Annotated in this window: 17 protein-coding genes; 2 read left to right on the top strand and 15 right to left on the bottom strand. The window is 72.6% G+C overall.

Features of this window, described 5'->3' with window-relative positions:
• The 7 genes from AB8Z36_RS11805 to AB8Z36_RS11775 form a co-directional block, all read right to left on the bottom strand.
• The coding region (locus tag AB8Z36_RS11805) for an SAM-dependent methyltransferase (protein WP_369213200.1) at positions 1-171 on the bottom strand (171 nt) is incomplete at its 3' end.
• Positions 172-852: 681 nt separating this feature from the next.
• Complete coding sequence (locus AB8Z36_RS11800) at positions 853-1,539, bottom strand: alpha/beta fold hydrolase (protein ID WP_369213199.1); 687 nt, start codon at positions 1,537-1,539, stop codon at positions 853-855.
• A gap of 150 nt (positions 1,540-1,689) precedes the next feature.
• On the bottom strand, positions 1,690-2,490 hold the full coding sequence (locus AB8Z36_RS11795; RefSeq protein WP_369213198.1) for a DUF1295 domain-containing protein: 801 nt from the start codon (positions 2,488-2,490) through the stop codon (positions 1,690-1,692).
• Positions 2,487-3,761, bottom strand: a complete 1,275-nt coding sequence (locus AB8Z36_RS11790; protein WP_369213197.1) for a class I SAM-dependent methyltransferase — start codon at positions 3,759-3,761, stop codon at positions 2,487-2,489. Before AB8Z36_RS11790 ends, AB8Z36_RS11795 begins: the two co-directional genes overlap by 4 nt.
• Positions 3,758-5,044 (bottom strand): class I SAM-dependent methyltransferase, encoded by a 1,287-nt coding sequence (locus tag AB8Z36_RS11785; protein ID WP_369213196.1) that lies wholly within the window; start codon positions 5,042-5,044, stop codon positions 3,758-3,760. Before AB8Z36_RS11785 ends, AB8Z36_RS11790 begins: the two co-directional genes overlap by 4 nt.
• 8 nt (positions 5,045-5,052) lie before the next feature.
• Positions 5,053-5,808, bottom strand: a complete 756-nt coding sequence (locus AB8Z36_RS11780) for a DUF1365 domain-containing protein (RefSeq protein ID WP_369213195.1) — start codon at positions 5,806-5,808, stop codon at positions 5,053-5,055.
• Positions 5,809-5,813: 5 nt separating this feature from the next.
• On the bottom strand, positions 5,814-7,079 hold the full coding sequence (locus tag AB8Z36_RS11775) for an NAD(P)/FAD-dependent oxidoreductase (protein ID WP_369213194.1): 1,266 nt from the start codon (positions 7,077-7,079) through the stop codon (positions 5,814-5,816).
• A 254-nt stretch (positions 7,080-7,333) separates the two neighbouring features.
• Between AB8Z36_RS11775 and AB8Z36_RS11770 the strand changes: the two genes are divergently transcribed.
• Positions 7,334-7,561, top strand: a complete 228-nt coding sequence (locus tag AB8Z36_RS11770) for a hypothetical protein (RefSeq protein WP_369213193.1) — start codon at positions 7,334-7,336, stop codon at positions 7,559-7,561.
• 81 nt (positions 7,562-7,642) lie between these two features.
• Here the strand turns inward: AB8Z36_RS11770 and AB8Z36_RS11765 are convergent, their stop codons facing one another.
• Positions 7,643-8,374: a ribonuclease H family protein gene (locus AB8Z36_RS11765; protein ID WP_369213192.1), complete on the bottom strand. Its 732-nt coding sequence runs from the start codon at positions 8,372-8,374 to the stop codon at positions 7,643-7,645.
• Positions 8,375-8,562: 188 nt separating this feature from the next.
• On the opposite strand from AB8Z36_RS11765, the gene AB8Z36_RS11760 reads away from it, so the two are divergent.
• Positions 8,563-9,036 carry a carboxymuconolactone decarboxylase family protein gene (locus AB8Z36_RS11760; RefSeq protein WP_369213191.1) on the top strand — a complete coding sequence of 158 codons (474 nt, stop codon included), beginning with the start codon at positions 8,563-8,565 and terminating at the stop codon, positions 9,034-9,036.
• A gap of 191 nt (positions 9,037-9,227) precedes the next feature.
• Here AB8Z36_RS11760 and AB8Z36_RS11755 read toward each other — a convergent pair whose 3' ends face one another.
• From AB8Z36_RS11755 to AB8Z36_RS11725, 7 genes are all read right to left on the bottom strand, one after another.
• Positions 9,228-9,524, bottom strand: a complete 297-nt coding sequence (locus AB8Z36_RS11755) for a hypothetical protein (RefSeq protein WP_369213190.1) — start codon at positions 9,522-9,524, stop codon at positions 9,228-9,230.
• 176 nt (positions 9,525-9,700) lie between these two features.
• Entirely contained in the window at positions 9,701-11,053 is a 1,353-nt protein-coding gene (locus AB8Z36_RS11750) for a TolB family protein (RefSeq protein ID WP_369213189.1), read from the bottom strand.
• A gap of 360 nt (positions 11,054-11,413) precedes the next feature.
• On the bottom strand, positions 11,414-11,866 hold the full coding sequence (locus tag AB8Z36_RS11745; protein WP_369213188.1) for an SRPBCC family protein: 453 nt from the start codon (positions 11,864-11,866) through the stop codon (positions 11,414-11,416).
• Between the two features lie 111 nt (positions 11,867-11,977).
• A complete protein-coding gene (locus AB8Z36_RS11740; protein ID WP_369213187.1) occupies positions 11,978-12,322 on the bottom strand; it encodes a DUF6415 family natural product biosynthesis protein in 345 nt (114 codons plus the stop codon).
• A gap of 309 nt (positions 12,323-12,631) precedes the next feature.
• Positions 12,632-12,976, bottom strand: coding sequence for a DUF2795 domain-containing protein (locus tag AB8Z36_RS11735; protein WP_369213186.1), 345 nt, complete (start codon positions 12,974-12,976; stop codon positions 12,632-12,634).
• Between the two features lie 106 nt (positions 12,977-13,082).
• Positions 13,083-14,252, bottom strand: a complete 1,170-nt coding sequence (locus tag AB8Z36_RS11730) for a baeRF2 domain-containing protein (RefSeq protein ID WP_369213185.1) — start codon at positions 14,250-14,252, stop codon at positions 13,083-13,085.
• 447 nt (positions 14,253-14,699) lie between these two features.
• On the bottom strand, positions 14,700-15,953 hold the full coding sequence (locus AB8Z36_RS11725) for a PP2C family protein-serine/threonine phosphatase (RefSeq protein WP_369213184.1): 1,254 nt from the start codon (positions 15,951-15,953) through the stop codon (positions 14,700-14,702).
• Between the last annotated feature and the right edge of the window lie 179 nt (positions 15,954-16,132).

Below are 16,132 nucleotides of genomic sequence, written 5' to 3'. Positions count from 1 at the left end.
TTCCTCGATCATCCGGTGGCGCAGGTCCGTCAGGGAGGACTTGCCGGGTCCTTTGCCGATGACGACGAAGACATCGGCGCGCCCGATGGCCTTCACCGCGCCGAGGGTGAGGTGGTCGGGGTCGCCCGCACCGATGCCGATGACGAGGATGCCGCGTCGCTGCTTGCCCATGGGGGCAGTCTCGCAGAGGGGCGGGGGCGGGGCCTGGGTCTCCGCACGCCACCGGTCACCCCAGTACGCCCCCGCGGTCGCATCCGGCCGCTGTCCCGCCTCGCGCCGCCACCGGGGTGGGCGGTGGCCGCCGGATACGGAGAAGGCATGACGCGGTATACGTTCACGCGGGACGCGGGGCACGAGCTGAAGGTCCGCTGTCGAGCGAGCCGGGCAAGGCGGCCGCCCAGCTCAAGGAGCGCCTCGAAGAGCTGGGGCTGACGCACGACCACTTCCATGTGCGGGTCACGGGAGCCACGGTCACCGTCGACGGCGACTCCGCCATGCAGGACCAGAACGAGAAGATCCTGCCCCAACCACCCCATCCTGGCCGACGCGCACGGCAGCTACCCCGGCCTGGTCCTGCGCGCCCCTGGACCGCACGAGCACTGAGCCCGGCAGGGGCGGGACCCGGCCGGTACCGCCCGCCCGGCCGGGTCCCTCGGATTCTCCGTCGTCTTGTTCCGTCCCGGCCGACTTCCCCCAGCGACGAGGACACGGCGCCGGACGGAATCGACACCCGCTGCGGGGTGGACGAGGAGAGTGGCTGTCGGAAGGCGGACGGATCGCTCGGAGCGCTCCGTCCGCCGGTGCTCGTACTGGTGATTCGGAGCCGGAGCGGGTCCGGATTGGTTCCTGGCCCTAGCCGCCGTGCCGCCGCAGGCTGCGGGCGACGGTGTCGGGGAGCGGGCCGAGGCCGAGCAGGCCGCCGACCGTCCGCGTGGTGAGGGAGTGCCAGGCGCCCGCCCGCCGCAGCATCGCGTGGTCCCCGCCGCTCATCAGCAGCAGCCCCGCGCGGGCCCCGGCCGCCACCGCCCGTGCCGCGTAGTCGGCCGAGGCCGCGGGGTCGGTCGTACGGTCCAGGTCGCCGTGGAGCAGCACCACGTCACGGTCGCGCAACTGCGTGACCGGCTCGCCCTTCGGGCACCACGGGGCGAGGCCGACGACGGCCCGCACCGAGGGGTGGTCCGCCACGCGCAGCGCGGCACGGCCGCCCATCGAGTGGCCGACCAGGACGACCGGCGCGTCCCCGATGCGGGGCGCCAGTTGGTCCAGGGCCTCCCGCGCGTCGCGGGCGGCGTCCGCACGCGCGCCGTTCCAGCCCCGGCAGCGGTAGCGGACCTGGGCCACCGCCACGCCGCGCGGCGCGTAGGCCCGCTTGATCCGGCGGACGAAGGGCCGCATCCGCAGGCCCGCGAGGTTCCACGCCCGGGGCGCCGACTCACCGTGTTCCCGGCCGCCGTGCAGCACGAGGACGACGGCCTCCGGAGCCCGGACGTCAGGGGGCAGGACCAGGGCCGATGGCTCCTGGCGGGCGGATACGGACACAGCGCCTCCTCAGGCGTGGTGACGGGTGTCTGCTGCCGGTCCCGGCGGCCCGGCCGGGCCGCCGTCCGGCTCGACGGTAACGCCCCCGCTCCCCGGATCGGCGGCCGGGCCGGTGTGCGGGGCCGGTTTCGCCGGGCGGGCGAGGGGACGTCATGCGGCCGGGGGCCGGGGGAAGAAGCCGCTGGTGCGGCGGCGGTAGGCGGCGTAGCCGGGGCGTTCGGCCATGTGCCGTTCCAGGAGCGCCTTGCCGCTGCCCCGGGTCAGCAGCAGGCTCATGACGACCGGCGCGACGACGGTGGCCGCCGCGGCGCCGAGGTCGTCGCAGACGATCAGGTACAGGCTCCACCAGACGCAGAAGTCCCCGAAGTAGTTGGGGTGCCTGGTCCATGACCACAGGCCGCGGTCCATGATCTTGCCCTTGTTGCGCGGATCGGCCTTGAACCGGGCGAGCTGCCGGTCCCCGACGCTCTCGAAGACCAGGCCCACGAGCCAGAGGGCGGTGCCCACGGCGGCGACGGCCGACATCGGACCGCTGACGTAGGAGGCCGCCTGCACCGGCAGCGACACCAGCCAGACCAGGGCCGCCTGCAACAGATAGACCTTGCGGAAGGCGTAGGCGGCACGGCTGCCCGGTGCCTTGGCGAGCATCGCCGCATAGCGCGGATCCTCCCCGTGGCCCCTCCCCCGCAGCGTGATGTGCACCGCGAGGCGCAGCCCCCATACGCAGGTCAGCACGGTGATGAGCAGCCGCCGTCCGTCGTCGCCGTGCCCGGCGGACACGGCGAGGCCCACCAGGGCTACGGCGGTGAAGGCCAGGCCCCAGGCGATGTCGACGAGCCGGTGCAGGCCCTTGGCCGACGCCACCGCGAAGGTGATCAGCAGGACCGCCAGGGCCACGCCCGCGGCGACGGCGAGATGGACGCCGAAGGCACCCCAGGCGAAGCCGCTCATGCGTCACCTCCGGCGAACCAGTCGGCGGTGACGGGCGGCAGCCCCGACCGGCCGCGCCCGTCGGGCCGCACCGCGAGGATCTGGTCGACGCCCATGCGGCGCGCCTCGAAGGCCAGGGCGCCGCCCACCAGGTACAGCCGCCATACCCGGGCCGTCTCACGGCCGACCAGGGGGACGAAGACGTCCCAGCTCTCCTCCAGCGTGCGGTGCCACGCCCGGATGGTGCGTACGTAGTGCTCGCGCAGCGCGTGGACCGAGCCGATCTCCAGCCCCGCGTCCTCAAGCAGGGAGATGGTCTGGCCCAGCGGGCGCATGTGCATGTCGGGAGCGATGTAGGACTCGATGAAGGCGCCTCCGCCGGGTGCCACCGGGCCACGGGACATCTGCTGCACGAGCACCCTGCCGCGCGGGCGGAGCACGCGGTGCAGCAGGGCGGCGAAGGCGGTGTACTCGCCGTCTCCGACGTGTTCGCCCATCTCGATGGCCGAGACCGCGTCGAATCCGCCGCCCTCGATGTCGCGGTAGTGCCGCAGTTGCACCTCGACCAGGTCCCCCAGGCCACGCTTGTCGGCCTGGGCGCTCACGTGGTCGCGCTGTTCGGCGGCCAGGGTCACCGCCGTGACCCGCACCTTGTGCTCCGCCGCCGCGTACAGGGCGAGCGCGCCCCAGCCGCAGCCGATGTCGAGCAGCCGCGCGCCGGGCCGCAGGCCGAGCTTGCGGCAGATGAGTTCGAGCTTGTCCCGCTGGGCGTCGGCCGGCGAGTACCGCGGGTCCTCGCTCGTCCAGTAGCCGCAGGAGTAGGCCATGGACGGGTCGAGGAGCTGTTCGTAGAAGGCGTTGGACAGGTCGTAGTGGTGGCTGATCGCGGCCCGGTCGCGCGACCTGGTGTGCCGGGCCCCGCGCAGCTCGGCCCGTACCCCGGGGGCGGCGGGCCGCGGACCGAGGGCGCCGAGCCGGGCGGCCGTCGCCGCCGCGCCGATGAGGTGACGCGCGCTCGGCCGGGGCCGCCCCGCCGGGCTCTCCCACAGCGCCCGCAGGGCCTCCGCGAGATCGCCCTCGATGTCCAGGTCGCCGCTGATGTAGGCCTCGGCGAGGCCCAGTTCACCCGGCTGCCACAGCAGTCTGCGCAGGGCACGGCGGGAGCGCACGATCACCAGCGGCGCGCCGGGCGGGCCCGCCTCGCTGCCGTCCCAGGAGCGCAGCCGCACGGGCGGCGGCCCGCCGAGCACATCGTGCAGGAGGGTGGTGAGCCGCTGGGCGGTCGTGGTCATCGCGTGCGTCCGTTCTCCGCCGCGCCGTTCTCGGCGTCGGCGGTGTGAGTGAGCAGGATCTGGTGGACGTCGAGGTACCGCGCGCGGAATCCGGCTTCGGAGTAGGCCAGGTAGAAGGTCCACATCCGGCGGAAGGTCGCGTCGAAGCCCAGCCGCTCCACGTCCTCGCCCCGTTCGGTGAAGCGCTCGCGCCACAGCCGCAGCGTCTCCGCGTAGTGCGGCCCGTATCCGTCGCACCGGGTGAGCCGCAGGCCGGTGTGGGCGGCGACGGTCTCCCGGACGGCCCGGACGGAGGGGATCAGGCCGCCGGGGAAGATGTACTTGTTGATCCAGGTGTGGGTGCCCGCCGAGGCGGCCATGCGGTCGTGCGGCATGGTGATGGCCTGTAGGGCGATCCGGCCGCCGGGCGCGAGGCATTCCTCCAGGCGCCGGAAGTACACGGGCCAGTACTCCGCGCCTACCGCCTCGATCATCTCCACGCTGACGATCGCGTCGTACTCCCCGGTGACCTGGCGGTAGTCGCACAGTTCGATGTCGACCCGGTCCTCCAGGCCCGCCGCGCGTACCCGCTGCCGTGCCAGGGCGCGCTGTTCGGCGGAGAGGGTCACCGAGCGCACGCTCGCGCCCCGGGCGGCGGCCCGCAGGGCCAGTTCGCCCCAGCCGGTGCCGACTTCGAGCAGCCGGGTGCCGGGGCCGACTCCGGCCAGGTCGAGGAGACGGTCGATCTTGTGGTGCTGGGCGGACGGCAGGTGCTCCCAGGTGGCGGGGAGACGGTCGAAGAGCGCCGCGGAGTAGGACAGGGTCTCGTCGAGGAAGAGCGCGAACAGGTCGTTCGACAGGTCGTAGTGCCGGTGGATGTTGTCCCGCGCCCCGGTGAGCGTGTTGCGCTGGGCCTTCGGCCTGCGCGGCGCCCACAGGCCGCGCAGGCGTTGCAGCGGCGCGGGTATGAGCGTGCCCGCGTGCTCGGCGAGCACGGTCAGGACGCCGACCAGGTCCTCGGCCCGCCACTCGCGGGCCATGTAGGACTCGCCGAAGCCGATGAGCCCCTGGGCCGCGATCCGTCGTACGAAGGCGTCGGGGTCGCGCACACAGAGCAACGGCCCGCCCGCGCCCAGGCGTTCGCCGTCGGACAGCGCCACGCTCAGCGGCAGCTTCGCGAACGCCTGCCGGAGGATCGCGCGGGCCGCGGCCCGGCGAAGCGGCGACACCCGGGGCACGGCCACGACATCGGGCCACCGGGCGGCGTCCGGCTCCCCTGGGGACGCGGATCGGGGTGCGGACATGGAGGTGGTCACTGCATTCCTTCCTGCGGGTGGTGGTGGTCCCGGGGCACGACGGGCAGTCCGCGCAGCCACAGCCGGATGCCGTGCCGGCGGATGGCGAAGCTCACCGCGAGGGTCGCGAAGGGGTGGCGGGCGGCGGCACGCAGCAGCGAGCGGGAGGTAGCGGCCCGGCGCTCACCCCGTACGGTCGCGGTGAACAGCCGGATGCCCGACCGCTCCAGGTGGACGGCGAGGTCGAGGCGCTCGTCCGGACGGGGCAGCCGCATCCGGTACTCGCCCGCGACCGCGAAGAACGGCGAGACGTAGAACTCCTTGCCGGTGCTCGTGCCGCTCCGGGACGCGGCGTCGGGGCGCAGGAGGTAGCAGTGCCGCTCGCCGTAGGTGTTGTGCACCTCGGCCACCACACAGCGCAGCTCTCCGCCGGGGCCGTGGCACCAGAACAGCGTCAGGGGGTTGAAGACATGCCCGAGCACCCGGGCACTGCCCAGCATCAGCACCTGACCGCCGTCCAGTTCCACCCCCCGGGCCCGCAGATAGCGCTCAAGGCCGCAACGGATACCGGCGTCGCGTCCGGCGAAGTGGTCACGCCCGGAGAAACGGGCCAGCGGACGCAGCGGACGGGGCAGCACCGGCAGCCGGTCCACGTCCACGAACCACAGATAGGTGCGGTGGGTCAGGGCGTCGCGGAGCGGGCGGGTGCGCACGTGGGTGATCAGGCTCGGGTAGAGGGCGGGCACGCGCACGTCCGTCCTCGCGCGTTCCACGGCCCTCACCACCGCACCCCCAGCGCCTCGGCCGCCCGGACACCGGAGCGGCAGCCGTCCTCGTGGAACCCCCAGCCGTGATAGGCCCCGGCGTAAGCGGTGACCGAGGTGTTCAGTGCCGACAGGTGCCGCTGCGCGGCCACCGACTCCGTCGTGTACACGGGGTGCTCGTACACCATGCGGGCCAGGACCCGCTCCTCGTCCACGCGGCCGTCGTCGCCGAGGGTGACCACGTAGGTCTCCGGGGCGTCGAGGTGCTGGAGGCGGTTCATGTCGTAACTGACCTGGACCCGTTCCGCGGTGGTGCGGCAGGAGGGCAGCAGGTAGTTCCACGCCGCCCGCGCGCCCGGTGTGCGGGGCAGCAGGGTGGTGGAGGTGTGCAGCAGGGTGGGATTGCGGGAGTAGCGGAAGGCGCCCAGGGTGCGGCTCTCGGCCTCGGTGGGGTCGGCGAGCAGGCGCAGGGCCTGGTCCGGGTGGGTGGCGACGACGACGGCGTCGTACGTGGTGACCGCCCCGTCCTCCGTGGTGACCTCGGCACGGTCGGCGCCGCGCCGCAGCGACCGTACGGGGGTGGAGGTGTGCACGGCGTGGAGCTGCTTCTCGACACGGGCGACGTACTCGCGCGAACCGCCGGTGACCGTGCGCCAGGTCGGCGAACCGGTCACGGTGAGCATGCCGTGGTGGTCCAGGAACCGGAACAGATAGCGGGCGGGATAGCGCAGGGCGGTGCCCGGCGGGCACGACCAGACGGCCGACACCACGGGTATCGCGAAGTGTTGTACGAAGTAGTCGGAGAAGCGGTGCCGGGCCAGGAACTCCCCGAGCGTTCCCGCGCTCCCCTCTCCCCCGGCCAGGAGCCGCCGTGCCGCCCGGTGGAAGCGCGGCACTTCGGCGAGCATCCGCAGATACGCCGGGCGCAGGGCGTTGCGCGGCTGGGCGAACAGACCGCGTGCCCCGCGCGCCCCCGCGTACTCCAGACCGCAGCCCTCGCACCGCACCGACATGCTCATCTCGGTCGGCTCCGTGGCCACCCCCAGCTCACGGAAGAGGCGCAGCAGGTGGGGGTAGGTCCGTTCGTTGTGCACGATGAACCCGGAGTCGACCTGCCGCACCCGGCCGTCGGCCGACAGCACGTCGTGCGTGTGGGCGTGCCCGCCGGTCCTCGCGTCCGACTCGTACAGCGTGACCTCGTGCGACCGCCCCAGCACATGGGCCGCCGTCAGCCCGGCTATCCCACCGCCGATCACCGCCGTGCGCCGTCGTCGCGCCATGCCGCTCCTCTCCCCGGTCCACCGGGGCGTGACTGCCCCGTGTGAGGGAATCCGGAGCCGGGGGCCGCGCGGTTTGGTGCCGACCAGCGATTTCTCCGGCCGCTCCGGCCGCTCCGGCCGCTCCGGCCGTACGGAAGCGACTCGCGCCGCGTCGGCGCACGTTCGTATGATCACCGGTGACCTTTTGATCCGCTGAGCTGTTGGGCACGGCGAACGACGGCACATCCGGCAGGGCGAGGATCAAGGAGCGGTCAATGAGGAGCAATTGGAAGCGGCGGGCCGGCCGAGCGGCGCTCACGGCGGCTGCGTGCGCCGTCCCGTTCGCCCTGTCCACCGGTTCGGCGCACGCCGACGAGACACACCACAGCGGCTCGCACACCGCTCCGGTCGTGGCGCTGATCAACACCGGCCAGATCGACGACCCGCTGGAGGACGTGCTCGAACACACCCTGCTCTTCGGCGACGGGTACACCTGGAACTGACGGGCGGGAGCCGACCCTCGCGGCGGCGCCGGCGGCCGTAGCGCCGCCGGGACACCGCCGACCAGGTCGGCGGCTGGGCACCTACGGCCGCGGGTCCGCGGCCTCCGGGGTCTCCCGGCACTCCACATGGCCCCAGCCGTGCGCGTTCTTGGCGATCTTCTCGCCCGCGGCGTACGGCTTCTGGCAGTGGCAGCGGCCGGGGAACTTGGCCTTGATCACGGCACCCGAGGTCCGCTTCTTCGCCCCGGTGGCCTTGGCGCCCGTGGCCTTCGCGCCCGTGGCGGACTTCTTCGGGGTGCGGCTCGCGGTCATGCGCTCCGCGCGCGGCTCGGGGATCGTCAGGGCGCCGTGCGCGGTGCCCGCGGGCTCCTGGGTCGTCGCGGCGTCGCTCGCCGCCACGTCGGCGATCGCGTTGAGGTGATCGCCGTCCACCTGGTGCGCGGCCACGTGCCGGAACGTCACCTCGCGGCCTTGCAGCAACGCGTCGATGCGTACGACCAGGTCCTTGTTGGCCACCGGCTTCTTCGACGCGGTCAGCCATCCGTTGCGCTTCCAGGACGCGATCCACTTGGTGACGGCGTTCATCGCGTACTGACTGTCCATGCGCACCTCAAGAGGCACCGCCGGGTCGGTGGCCTCAAGGAGCTCGGCGAGCGCGGTCAGCTCGGCCACGTTGTTCGTGGAGTGGCCCAGCGGACCGGCCGCCCAGCGCCGCGGCGTGCCCTCGGCGTCGGCGACCACCCACGCCCAGGCCGCGGGGCCGGGGTTCTTCTTCGCCGCTCCGTCACAGGCAGCAATGATCAAGTCAGACATGCCCCCGATGATTTCATCCGCCGCCCGGCACCGGGACGGCGGAGGCCCTCACCGCGCGCCGCGAGTCCGCGAGTCCGCGAGAGAGGCATCCACGCGAGGGAGACCTACGTCACAAACAGCCGTGTCACATCTCGCCGAGCCCGCCCGTCATAGGGGTGCAACCGCAGACAACGGCAATGGAGCGCATCATGGAAGCACGTCTGAACCCCTTCGCCAATCCCGTCCTCGGCCGGATCTTCAAGCACCTCATCGCCGCGAACAAGGAGCTGGCGAACACCACTCTGCCGCTCTCGACCCAGGAGCTGGTCAAGCTGCGCGCGAGCCAGATCAACGGCTGCGGCTTCTGCACCGACATGCACTTCAAGGACGCCGTGGCCGCCGGGGAGACCCCCGAGCGCCTGAACCTCGTCGCGGCGTGGCGGGAGGCGACCGTCTTCACCGACGCCGAGCGTGCTGCGCTGGAGCTGGCGGAGGAGGGCACCCGCATCGCCGACGCGGCCGGTGGCGTCCCGGACGAGGTGTGGGCGAACGCGGCCAAGCACTACGACGAGGACCAGCTCGCCGCCCTGGTGGGCGTCATCACCATCATCAATGCCTTCAACCGGGGCAACGTCCTGCTCCAGACGCCCGCCGGTGACTACCGGCCGGGCCAGTTCGGGTGACCCCGGGCGGTTGGACCGCGTAGAGGGGGCGCTCTCACGCCGGTCGGTCTCGTCCGTCAGTCCACCTCCACCGCGCGCCGCGCCAGGGGCAGGCACTCCTTGATGCGTGTGCGCGGGTCGGACCCGGACGAGGCGCCGGGGGACGGCGGCCCCTTGTGGGCGTCGGCCGCGAGAGCGCCCCGGCTCAACCACTACTCGGCGGTACGGGCACACTCCGCCAGCTCTCCCGTGCGGGGCCTCTTCTTGGCGTCGGCTATGTCGTCCCCGCACTCCTCCGGCACGGCATACTGGGTGAGCTGGGTCGTTCCATGCATCATGGCTTCGGCCCTGCGGACCATCTCGGCGTCCCGCTCACGCACGTAGCGTGCGGCCAACTCCGCGCAGTCCAGCGGCGGCTGGTCGCCTGTGGGCGTGGGCAGTGCGACCGGGGCCGCGGGCTGGGGCCGTGCTTCGGAAGGACCCACCGGTACGTCCGGCCCGGCGCTCATGACGACGGCTCCGGCCGCGACAACGAACACGCACAGGGCGGGCAGAACTTTACGCACGGTGGATCAGGCCCCCATCGGTTGCGCCGACGTTCTGGGGCCCTTCGACGGCGGGCCCCAGAGTGTTCTACAGGATGTGGGCGTGTCAGCACGCGTCAGGGCCCGTCGCCGGGCTGCAATCAGCGCATCCGGCGCAGGAAGACATCGCCCGCGCCGTTGGTGTCACCGGGCACGAGGTTCCCGGCCGGGGAGTCGAACACCACCGCGCCGCCCCCGTCGCTGACGCCGGTCCTGCGGCCGGGCTCGGTGTCCTCGTACACCGGCTCGCTCTCGCGGCTGATGAGGCGCACCTCCCCCGTCTCCATGTCCTTCAGGAAGACGTCCGCGCTGCTGTCGCCGTCGTCGTCGGGGGCGAGGTTGGCGGCGGCGGAGGTGAAGGCCGCGTAGCGCCCGTCGGCGCTCAGGGAGACGTCGCCGCTCGCGCCGTCGGCCGGTGTGCCGTCGGAGGCGGCGCTGACCAGCCGCATGCGCCGGGACTCGCGGTCGTAGAGGTAGACGTTGTCCACACCGCGCGGACTCGGTCCCTCCGGGCGGAGCACCCTGGACGCCGAGGTGAACGCCACGTAGCGGGCATCGCCGCTGAGGGCGGAGCCCCAGGAGGGCGTCTTGCGGTTGTAGGCGTGCGGGACACTGATGAGTTCGGTGGTGCCCTTCTCGCGGTCGCGCAGGAAGATGTCCGTGGCGGAGGTGTGGTCCTCCACCCCGGCCAGGCCGGTGGTGTTGGCGGTGAAGGAGACGTACCGCCCGCCGGAGCCGCCCGCGAACGACGGGGCGAACGCGTCGCCCTGGCCCTGCTTGCCGTCGTTGGTGAGCTGTACCAGCTCCGTGGTCTTCTTCTTCCGGTCGTAGAGGAAGACGTCGTCCCGTGTGTTGGCGTCTCCCTCGACGAGGTCCCCGGCGCCCGAGGCGTAGGCGACGTAGCGGCCGTCGCCGCTGACCACGGGGTCGTAGGTGAGGTGGTTGCGCAGTCCCTCGTAGGACGCTCCCGTGGGGCTGACGCGCAGGGTCTTGCCGGTGTTCCTGTCGTGCAGGAAGACGTCGTCGAGGTCGTTGGGGTCACCGCTCACGAGGTCGTCGGCGGTGGAGGTGAAGACGGCGTAGCGCCCGTCGGGGCTGAGCGAGACCTCCCGTACGACTCCGTGGCTCGCCTTGCCGTTGCTTCTGACGCTGACGCGTTCCGTGCTGCCGGTGACGGTGTCGCGGACGAAGGCGTCGGGCGTGCCGTTGGTGTCGCCCGGGACCAGGTTGCGGGAGGCCGAGACGAACGCGACGTAGCGGCCGTCGGCGCTGATGGCGGGGCTGGTGGAGGCGGCGTTGCCCTGCGCCCCGTCCGGGCCGACGCTGACCCGCTCGGTGCGCGGCACTTCGGGGTCGGCGGCGGTCGCGCTCATGGGCGCCAGCACGGTCGCCGCGCAGAGGGCGGTGAGCGCGGCACCGGCGGCCGTCACGCGCCGCCGAACGGTCATGGTCATCGGTTCCTCCTGGGGCGACAGCGGTCTCCGGGGGTCGTCCGGGCGCGCCGGGGGAGGAAGGCCGGGCAGGGCGGAGCGGGTCGTCCGGTGTGCGTCGTCCCCCGTGCAGCACCGTGGACGAGCGAACACCGTGGGCCGGTGGGGGTCAATGTGCCGGGTGCCCTGCACGGTGCGGATGCGTCGGTTGCAGCACGGGGTGCGGGTCGCTTCGGCGGAGTTTTGTGCCGTCCTGGCGGAGGAGGGGCAACCATAAGGCCGGGCAGCTCCGTCGACGGAGCTGCCCGGCCCTGAGCGCGGTAAGCCTGACCGCTGGCTTGCACCCGATGCACCCGGTGGCTTACGCCCCGGGGACCCGGTGGCTCACACCTGGCCGCGCCAGGCGCCCGTCTCCACCCCGTCCCGCTTCTCGATGAACTGCTTGAACCGCTTGAGGTCACCGGTGACCTGCCGCTTGACGAAGCCGAGCTTGTCGCCCACGGAGTCGGCCAGGCCCTTCGGGTCGTGGTCGAGCTGGAGCATGACCTTGGTCCTGTCCTCACCCAGGCGATGGAAGGTGACGACGCCCGCCTGCTTGGCCTCCCCTCCGGTGGTGGTCCAGGCCACCCTCTCGTCGGGGATCTGCTCGGTGATCTCCGCGTCGAACTCGCGCACGACGCCGCCGATCTTCGTCTTCCAGTGCGTGAGCGTGTCGGAGCGCTGCTCGATGCGCTCCACGCCGTCCATGAACTCGGGAAAGGTCTCGAACTGGGTCCACTGGTTGTACGCGGTGCTGACCGGGACGGCTACCTCGATGGACTCTTCAACCTTGGACATGGAGTTACCTCAGCTCTCTGTGTTGCAAGTGGTGCGGAGGGGGACACCTTCGGGAGTTCCCGGCATCACGTCATCCATGCATACGATCACGGCACATCGACGCCGCCTGGATCACCGCTCCTTCCCCACGTACCCCGTGAGCTGGCCCAGGAGGCGGCCGAGTTCGGCGACGTGGGCGGCGGCCGGGATCACGCTGGTGGCGAGCGGGTCGCGCAGGGCGTTGCGGGTGGCGCCGAGAGCCCAGTCACGGCAGTACCAGTCCCTGCCGCCGCGGTTCATGCCGTCGGCGTGCGCCTGCACTATGGCGGCGAGGCGCTGCAACTCGACGCGCAACCGCTGGTCGAGTTGTTCGAGTCGCCGCTGGGGCGGCAGGGACCGCCCCGCCGCGGTCGCTTCGGCGATGAGCGCCGCGAGTTCGACCTCACCGGCACGGAATGGCTCTGTCGGGTGGTGCATGTCGACGCCCTTTCGCGGCGTTGGCCGTCCCCCGGGACGCTGCCGGTGGCGTCGAGGCTCACAGATGTGCGGCGCCGGCAACCGATCAGGGTGCGGTCGGTTAGAGGCGATCTGATTTCGCCCCTGCATTGGCTGCTTCCGGGGCTGGGGCGGCTTCGGATGCAGCCGTTCGCCGGCTCTTCGGATTCAGCCGGGTCATGCGCCCAACTCTTTTGTGCGGTTGGGGACTTGCTCCCGGCGCGCCCTCGGTCCCGCACTCCGGCGCGGGGCCGGAGTACGGGGCCGAGGCATGGATCCGGACGCGACCGGCTAGTCCGCCGCGCCCAGTGCGCGCGCGATCTCCGTCGCGTTGGCGTACTCACCGCCTTCGGGGAGTCGGCGCACGGCCTCCAGAGTGGCCTCGGGGGCGTGGTTGGCCTCAAGTGCTTCCAGTACTGCCTGGCGGTCGGCGGGGAAGGTGGTGCGCTGAAGGTGGCGGGCCAGTTCGCTCCGCAGGTCCTCGCCCCCGTCCGTGCGGATGTCGTCGTCCGCCGGCGGCTCGGGCTCGTACGCCTCCTCGGCGTGCGTGGGATGACCGGAACGCAGGTGGCCCTCCATTTCGTGCTTCAGTTCGTCGTCCTTGCGCGGGCTGACCTGGTTGCTGCCTCGTTCCATGACCCACTCGTTCCTTTCGGGTGGTGCGGGTGGTGCGGGTGGTGCGGGTAGTGCGGCTGTCGTGGATGGTGCGGGGCGCGGCCGGTTCGGGGCGCGGGTGGTGCGCTCACGCGCTGTTCGGTTCGTACGTCCAGCGCAGCAGCGCGCCGAGACCGCCCGACGGCACGCTCGCGTCGACGGAGTCGTCGGGTCCTTCGAAGCCGTCGCCGTTCGGCGAGGGCAGGACCAGGACGTCGGCGGCGGTGACGGCCGCCGCGCGCAGCAGCGCGTCATCGGCGCGGACCGACACCGGTTCGCTCTCGCCGAGGGCCCGCGCATCGCTGCGGCCGACGGCGAGCTGGTCGGGTCCGGCGCCCACCCAGGTCTCCCGCGCGAGGTCCGCGCCGTCCAGCCGGATGAGCAGCGTGGCGATGCGGTGTTCCTGGGCGGCTTCGACCAGGGCGGGCACGCCCTCCACCGCGTCGGTCGGCCGGTCGGTGCCCACCCGTCCGGCGCGGAAGCGGTCGAGCGCCTCGTCGGTGCGGCGCCGGGTGAACTCCTCCCGCGCCCGCTCGATGGCCTCCTCAAGGACGGCCGAGGAGGAGCCCGGGGCGCGTCCGCCGTGTTCGGTCTCCACGGTGACCTGCCGGACGGTCTCCGGAAGCGCCTGGTGCACGGCGGGGCGCTCGCGCGGGTCGCCGACCAGGAGCACCATGTCGGCGCCGGAGTCCTCGTACGCCGAACTGAGTGCCTCGGCGATCTCGACGGCGTTCTGCTCCCAGGTGTTCTCGACCTTGAGCTGGAAGTGCCGCTCGGACCAGTCCGCCGTGGCGGTGCGGTGGACCGGCCACTGCCGCCCCTCCACCTGCCCGGCGTCCTCGGCGCCCGCCGCCCCGCGCAGTTCGAAATCGGCGCCGGTCCGGTCGATGTAGGCCACCAGGCAGTCCGGGTCCTGCCCGGTCAGTTCCAGGAGCGGGGTGAGCCTCGGCAGCGCGTCCCAGCTGACGATCAGGCGCTGCGGCGGGCGCGCGAGGCGATGGCTGAGCACCACCTCGCCGCCCGCTGCGAAGATCACCCGGCCCGCGGGGTCGTCGGCGGGCCCGATGCGGGACAGGGCCTCGCGTGCCGCCTCGACGGTCGCGGCGTCGGCCCCCTGCCCCTCCAGTTCGCGGCAGGCTTCCCGCACGGACAGCTCACGGCGCTTGGCACCCGCCTCGTCGTTCTGGGCGGTGTCGAAATAGACGGTCGCCCACGGTCCCGGACGGTCGAAAAGCGGTTGCAGGAAAGAGAGCTGCACGGTGTCTCCTCATTGACTACTTCGGGTGGCCCGAGTCGGGTGCCCAAGGGGCCGGGGGGCGACACGAACAAGCTCCCTTTGCATGCGAAGGCCCGCACCGCTCACACACATTCAACGTAAAGCCGGGGGACTCGGGCTGCCATCGCGCGGGCGCGGGGCCGGGCACCGACACGCGCACCACCTGCGCAAACGACGAACGGGGTGCGCCGTCGCCCGCCCTGTTCCCGCAGCCTCGCGCGACCTCGGCCCGCCCCGTTCCCGCGGGCTCGCGCGGTTTCGGCCCGCACCGCCAAACGGCTGGGAAGCGGCGTGACCGCAAACGGCCGGGAAGCGGCGTGACCTCCCCAGGCGCAACGCCGCTTCCCAGCCGACCGGACACGATTACCCGACGGGTTTCGCTTTACGCCCCCAAGGCAGCACATTCACGCATTTACGCGAATCGACATCTCAGCGGGTGCCCGCCGAGCCTCTGTCCCAGCGCAGGTGCAGCACGGCCACGTCGTCGGCCAGTCCGCCTCTGCCGTCGGCGAGGGCCTCCGCACGGGCGATGAGCCCGTCGACGAACGGCTCGGGGTCGAGGGCGGCCGTCTCCCGCGCGAGGTCCAGCAGGCCGTCCTCGCCCAGACGCTCCTTGCCGCGGCCGGTGTGCCCCTCGAAGAGCCCGTCGGTGAACAGCACGAGCCCCGCCCCCGCCGGTACGGGCACTTCCTCGGCCGGCCAGGCGGCCAGCTCGGGCAGCACGCCCAGGGCCGGGCCGCCGGGGACCTCCACCCAGTCCACCGCCGCGTCCCGCCGGTGCAGGATCAGGCCGGGGTGGCCCGCCCGGGTGATGAGCGCGGTGGAGGCTCCGTGCCGGACGCTGACGCTGGTCAGCGTGGCGAAGACATGGTCCGCCGCCCGCTCCGCCATCAGGATCTCCTCCAGGCGGCGCACCTGCTCCGCACCGGTGATGCCGCTGAGCACCAGCGTGCGCCAGGCGATGCGCAGCGCCACGCCAAGGGCCGCCTCGTCGGGGCCGTGCCCGGAGACATCGCCGATCAGGGCGTGGAGGGTGCCGTCGTCGCCCTGCACGATGTCGTAGAAGTCGCCGCCGAGGAGGGCTTGCGCGCGTCCGGGCCGGTAGCGGGCGACCACGTGCACGCCGTCGCCGCCGAGCAGGGGCCGGGGCAGCAGTCCCCGTTCGAGGCGGGCGTTCTCCTGGGCCTGCATCTGGGTCGCCTGAAGGGCCACGGCCGCCTGCTCGGCGTGCTTGCGCTGGATGGCGTAGCGCACCGCGCGCTCAAGCAGCTCCGGCTCGACGTGGCCTTTGACCAGGTAGTCCTGGGCTCCCGCCGCCATGGCCGCCAGCGCGGCCTCCCGGTCGGCGAGGCCGGTCAGAACGACGATCGCCGCCTGGTCGGTGCGGCTCTGGATACGGGAGACGGCGTCGAGGCCGTGCGCGTCCGGCAGGTTGAGGTCCAGCAGGACGCAGTCCGGTATCTCCTCCGCGAGGAGTTCATGGGCGTGGGCCATCGAGCGGGCCCATCGCAGGCTCATCTCGCAAGTGCTGTCGGCGGCCAGTTCCTCCACCAGGAGCGCGTCACCCGGGTCGTCCTCGACCAGCAGCACGGACGGCCGCTGCCACTGCCACTGCCACCCGGCCGGATCGCCGTCTTGGCCGACCGTGACCGGACCAGCAGCCCATGACGGTGCCGCCACCATGCTCTTCACCTTTCCCGCCCGCCTGTCCCGTGGTGCCCTGCCGGCTCTACGGCTGCGCGCCCGCATGCTCCGCTCGGCCTCTTTTGGATCTTCACGGATGGCATGCAGGCCCCGTCTGCCCCTTCAGACGCAGGCGAAACAGGGAAGATCGGATGACGGGGGGATGGTTCCGGCGGGCC

This window comes from Streptomyces flavofungini (genome assembly GCF_041028215.1).
In the GTDB taxonomy this organism is placed as follows: Bacteria; Actinomycetota; Actinomycetes; order Streptomycetales; family Streptomycetaceae; genus Streptomyces; species Streptomyces flavofungini_B.
The sequence above is the reverse complement of the archived record's forward strand: the minus strand, read 5'-3'. Positions and strand labels throughout refer to the sequence as shown.

Coding starts and splice junctions, on each gene's coding strand:
- AB8Z36_RS11795 (WP_369213198.1), bottom strand. CDS start 2,490: ATGAGCGGCTTCGCCTGGGGTGCCTTCGGCGTCCATCTCGCCGTCGCC.
- AB8Z36_RS11790 (WP_369213197.1), bottom strand. CDS start 3,761: ATGACCACGACCGCCCAGCGGCTCACCACCCTCCTGCACGATGTGCTC.
- AB8Z36_RS11725 (WP_369213184.1), bottom strand. CDS start 15,953: ATGGTGGCGGCACCGTCATGGGCTGCTGGTCCGGTCACGGTCGGCCAA.
- AB8Z36_RS11785 (WP_369213196.1), bottom strand. CDS start 5,044: ATGTCCGCACCCCGATCCGCGTCCCCAGGGGAGCCGGACGCCGCCCGG.
- AB8Z36_RS11770 (WP_369213193.1), top strand. CDS start 7,334: ATGAGGAGCAATTGGAAGCGGCGGGCCGGCCGAGCGGCGCTCACGGCG.
- AB8Z36_RS11735 (WP_369213186.1), bottom strand. CDS start 12,976: ATGGAACGAGGCAGCAACCAGGTCAGCCCGCGCAAGGACGACGAACTG.
- AB8Z36_RS11765 (WP_369213192.1), bottom strand. CDS start 8,374: ATGTCTGACTTGATCATTGCTGCCTGTGACGGAGCGGCGAAGAAGAAC.
- AB8Z36_RS11740 (WP_369213187.1), bottom strand. CDS start 12,322: ATGCACCACCCGACAGAGCCATTCCGTGCCGGTGAGGTCGAACTCGCG.
- AB8Z36_RS11755 (WP_369213190.1), bottom strand. CDS start 9,524: ATGAGCGCCGGGCCGGACGTACCGGTGGGTCCTTCCGAAGCACGGCCC.
- AB8Z36_RS11745 (WP_369213188.1), bottom strand. CDS start 11,866: ATGTCCAAGGTTGAAGAGTCCATCGAGGTAGCCGTCCCGGTCAGCACC.
- AB8Z36_RS11760 (WP_369213191.1), top strand. CDS start 8,563: ATGGAAGCACGTCTGAACCCCTTCGCCAATCCCGTCCTCGGCCGGATC.
- AB8Z36_RS11775 (WP_369213194.1), bottom strand. CDS start 7,079: ATGGCGCGACGACGGCGCACGGCGGTGATCGGCGGTGGGATAGCCGGG.
- AB8Z36_RS11750 (WP_369213189.1), bottom strand. CDS start 11,053: ATGACCATGACCGTTCGGCGGCGCGTGACGGCCGCCGGTGCCGCGCTC.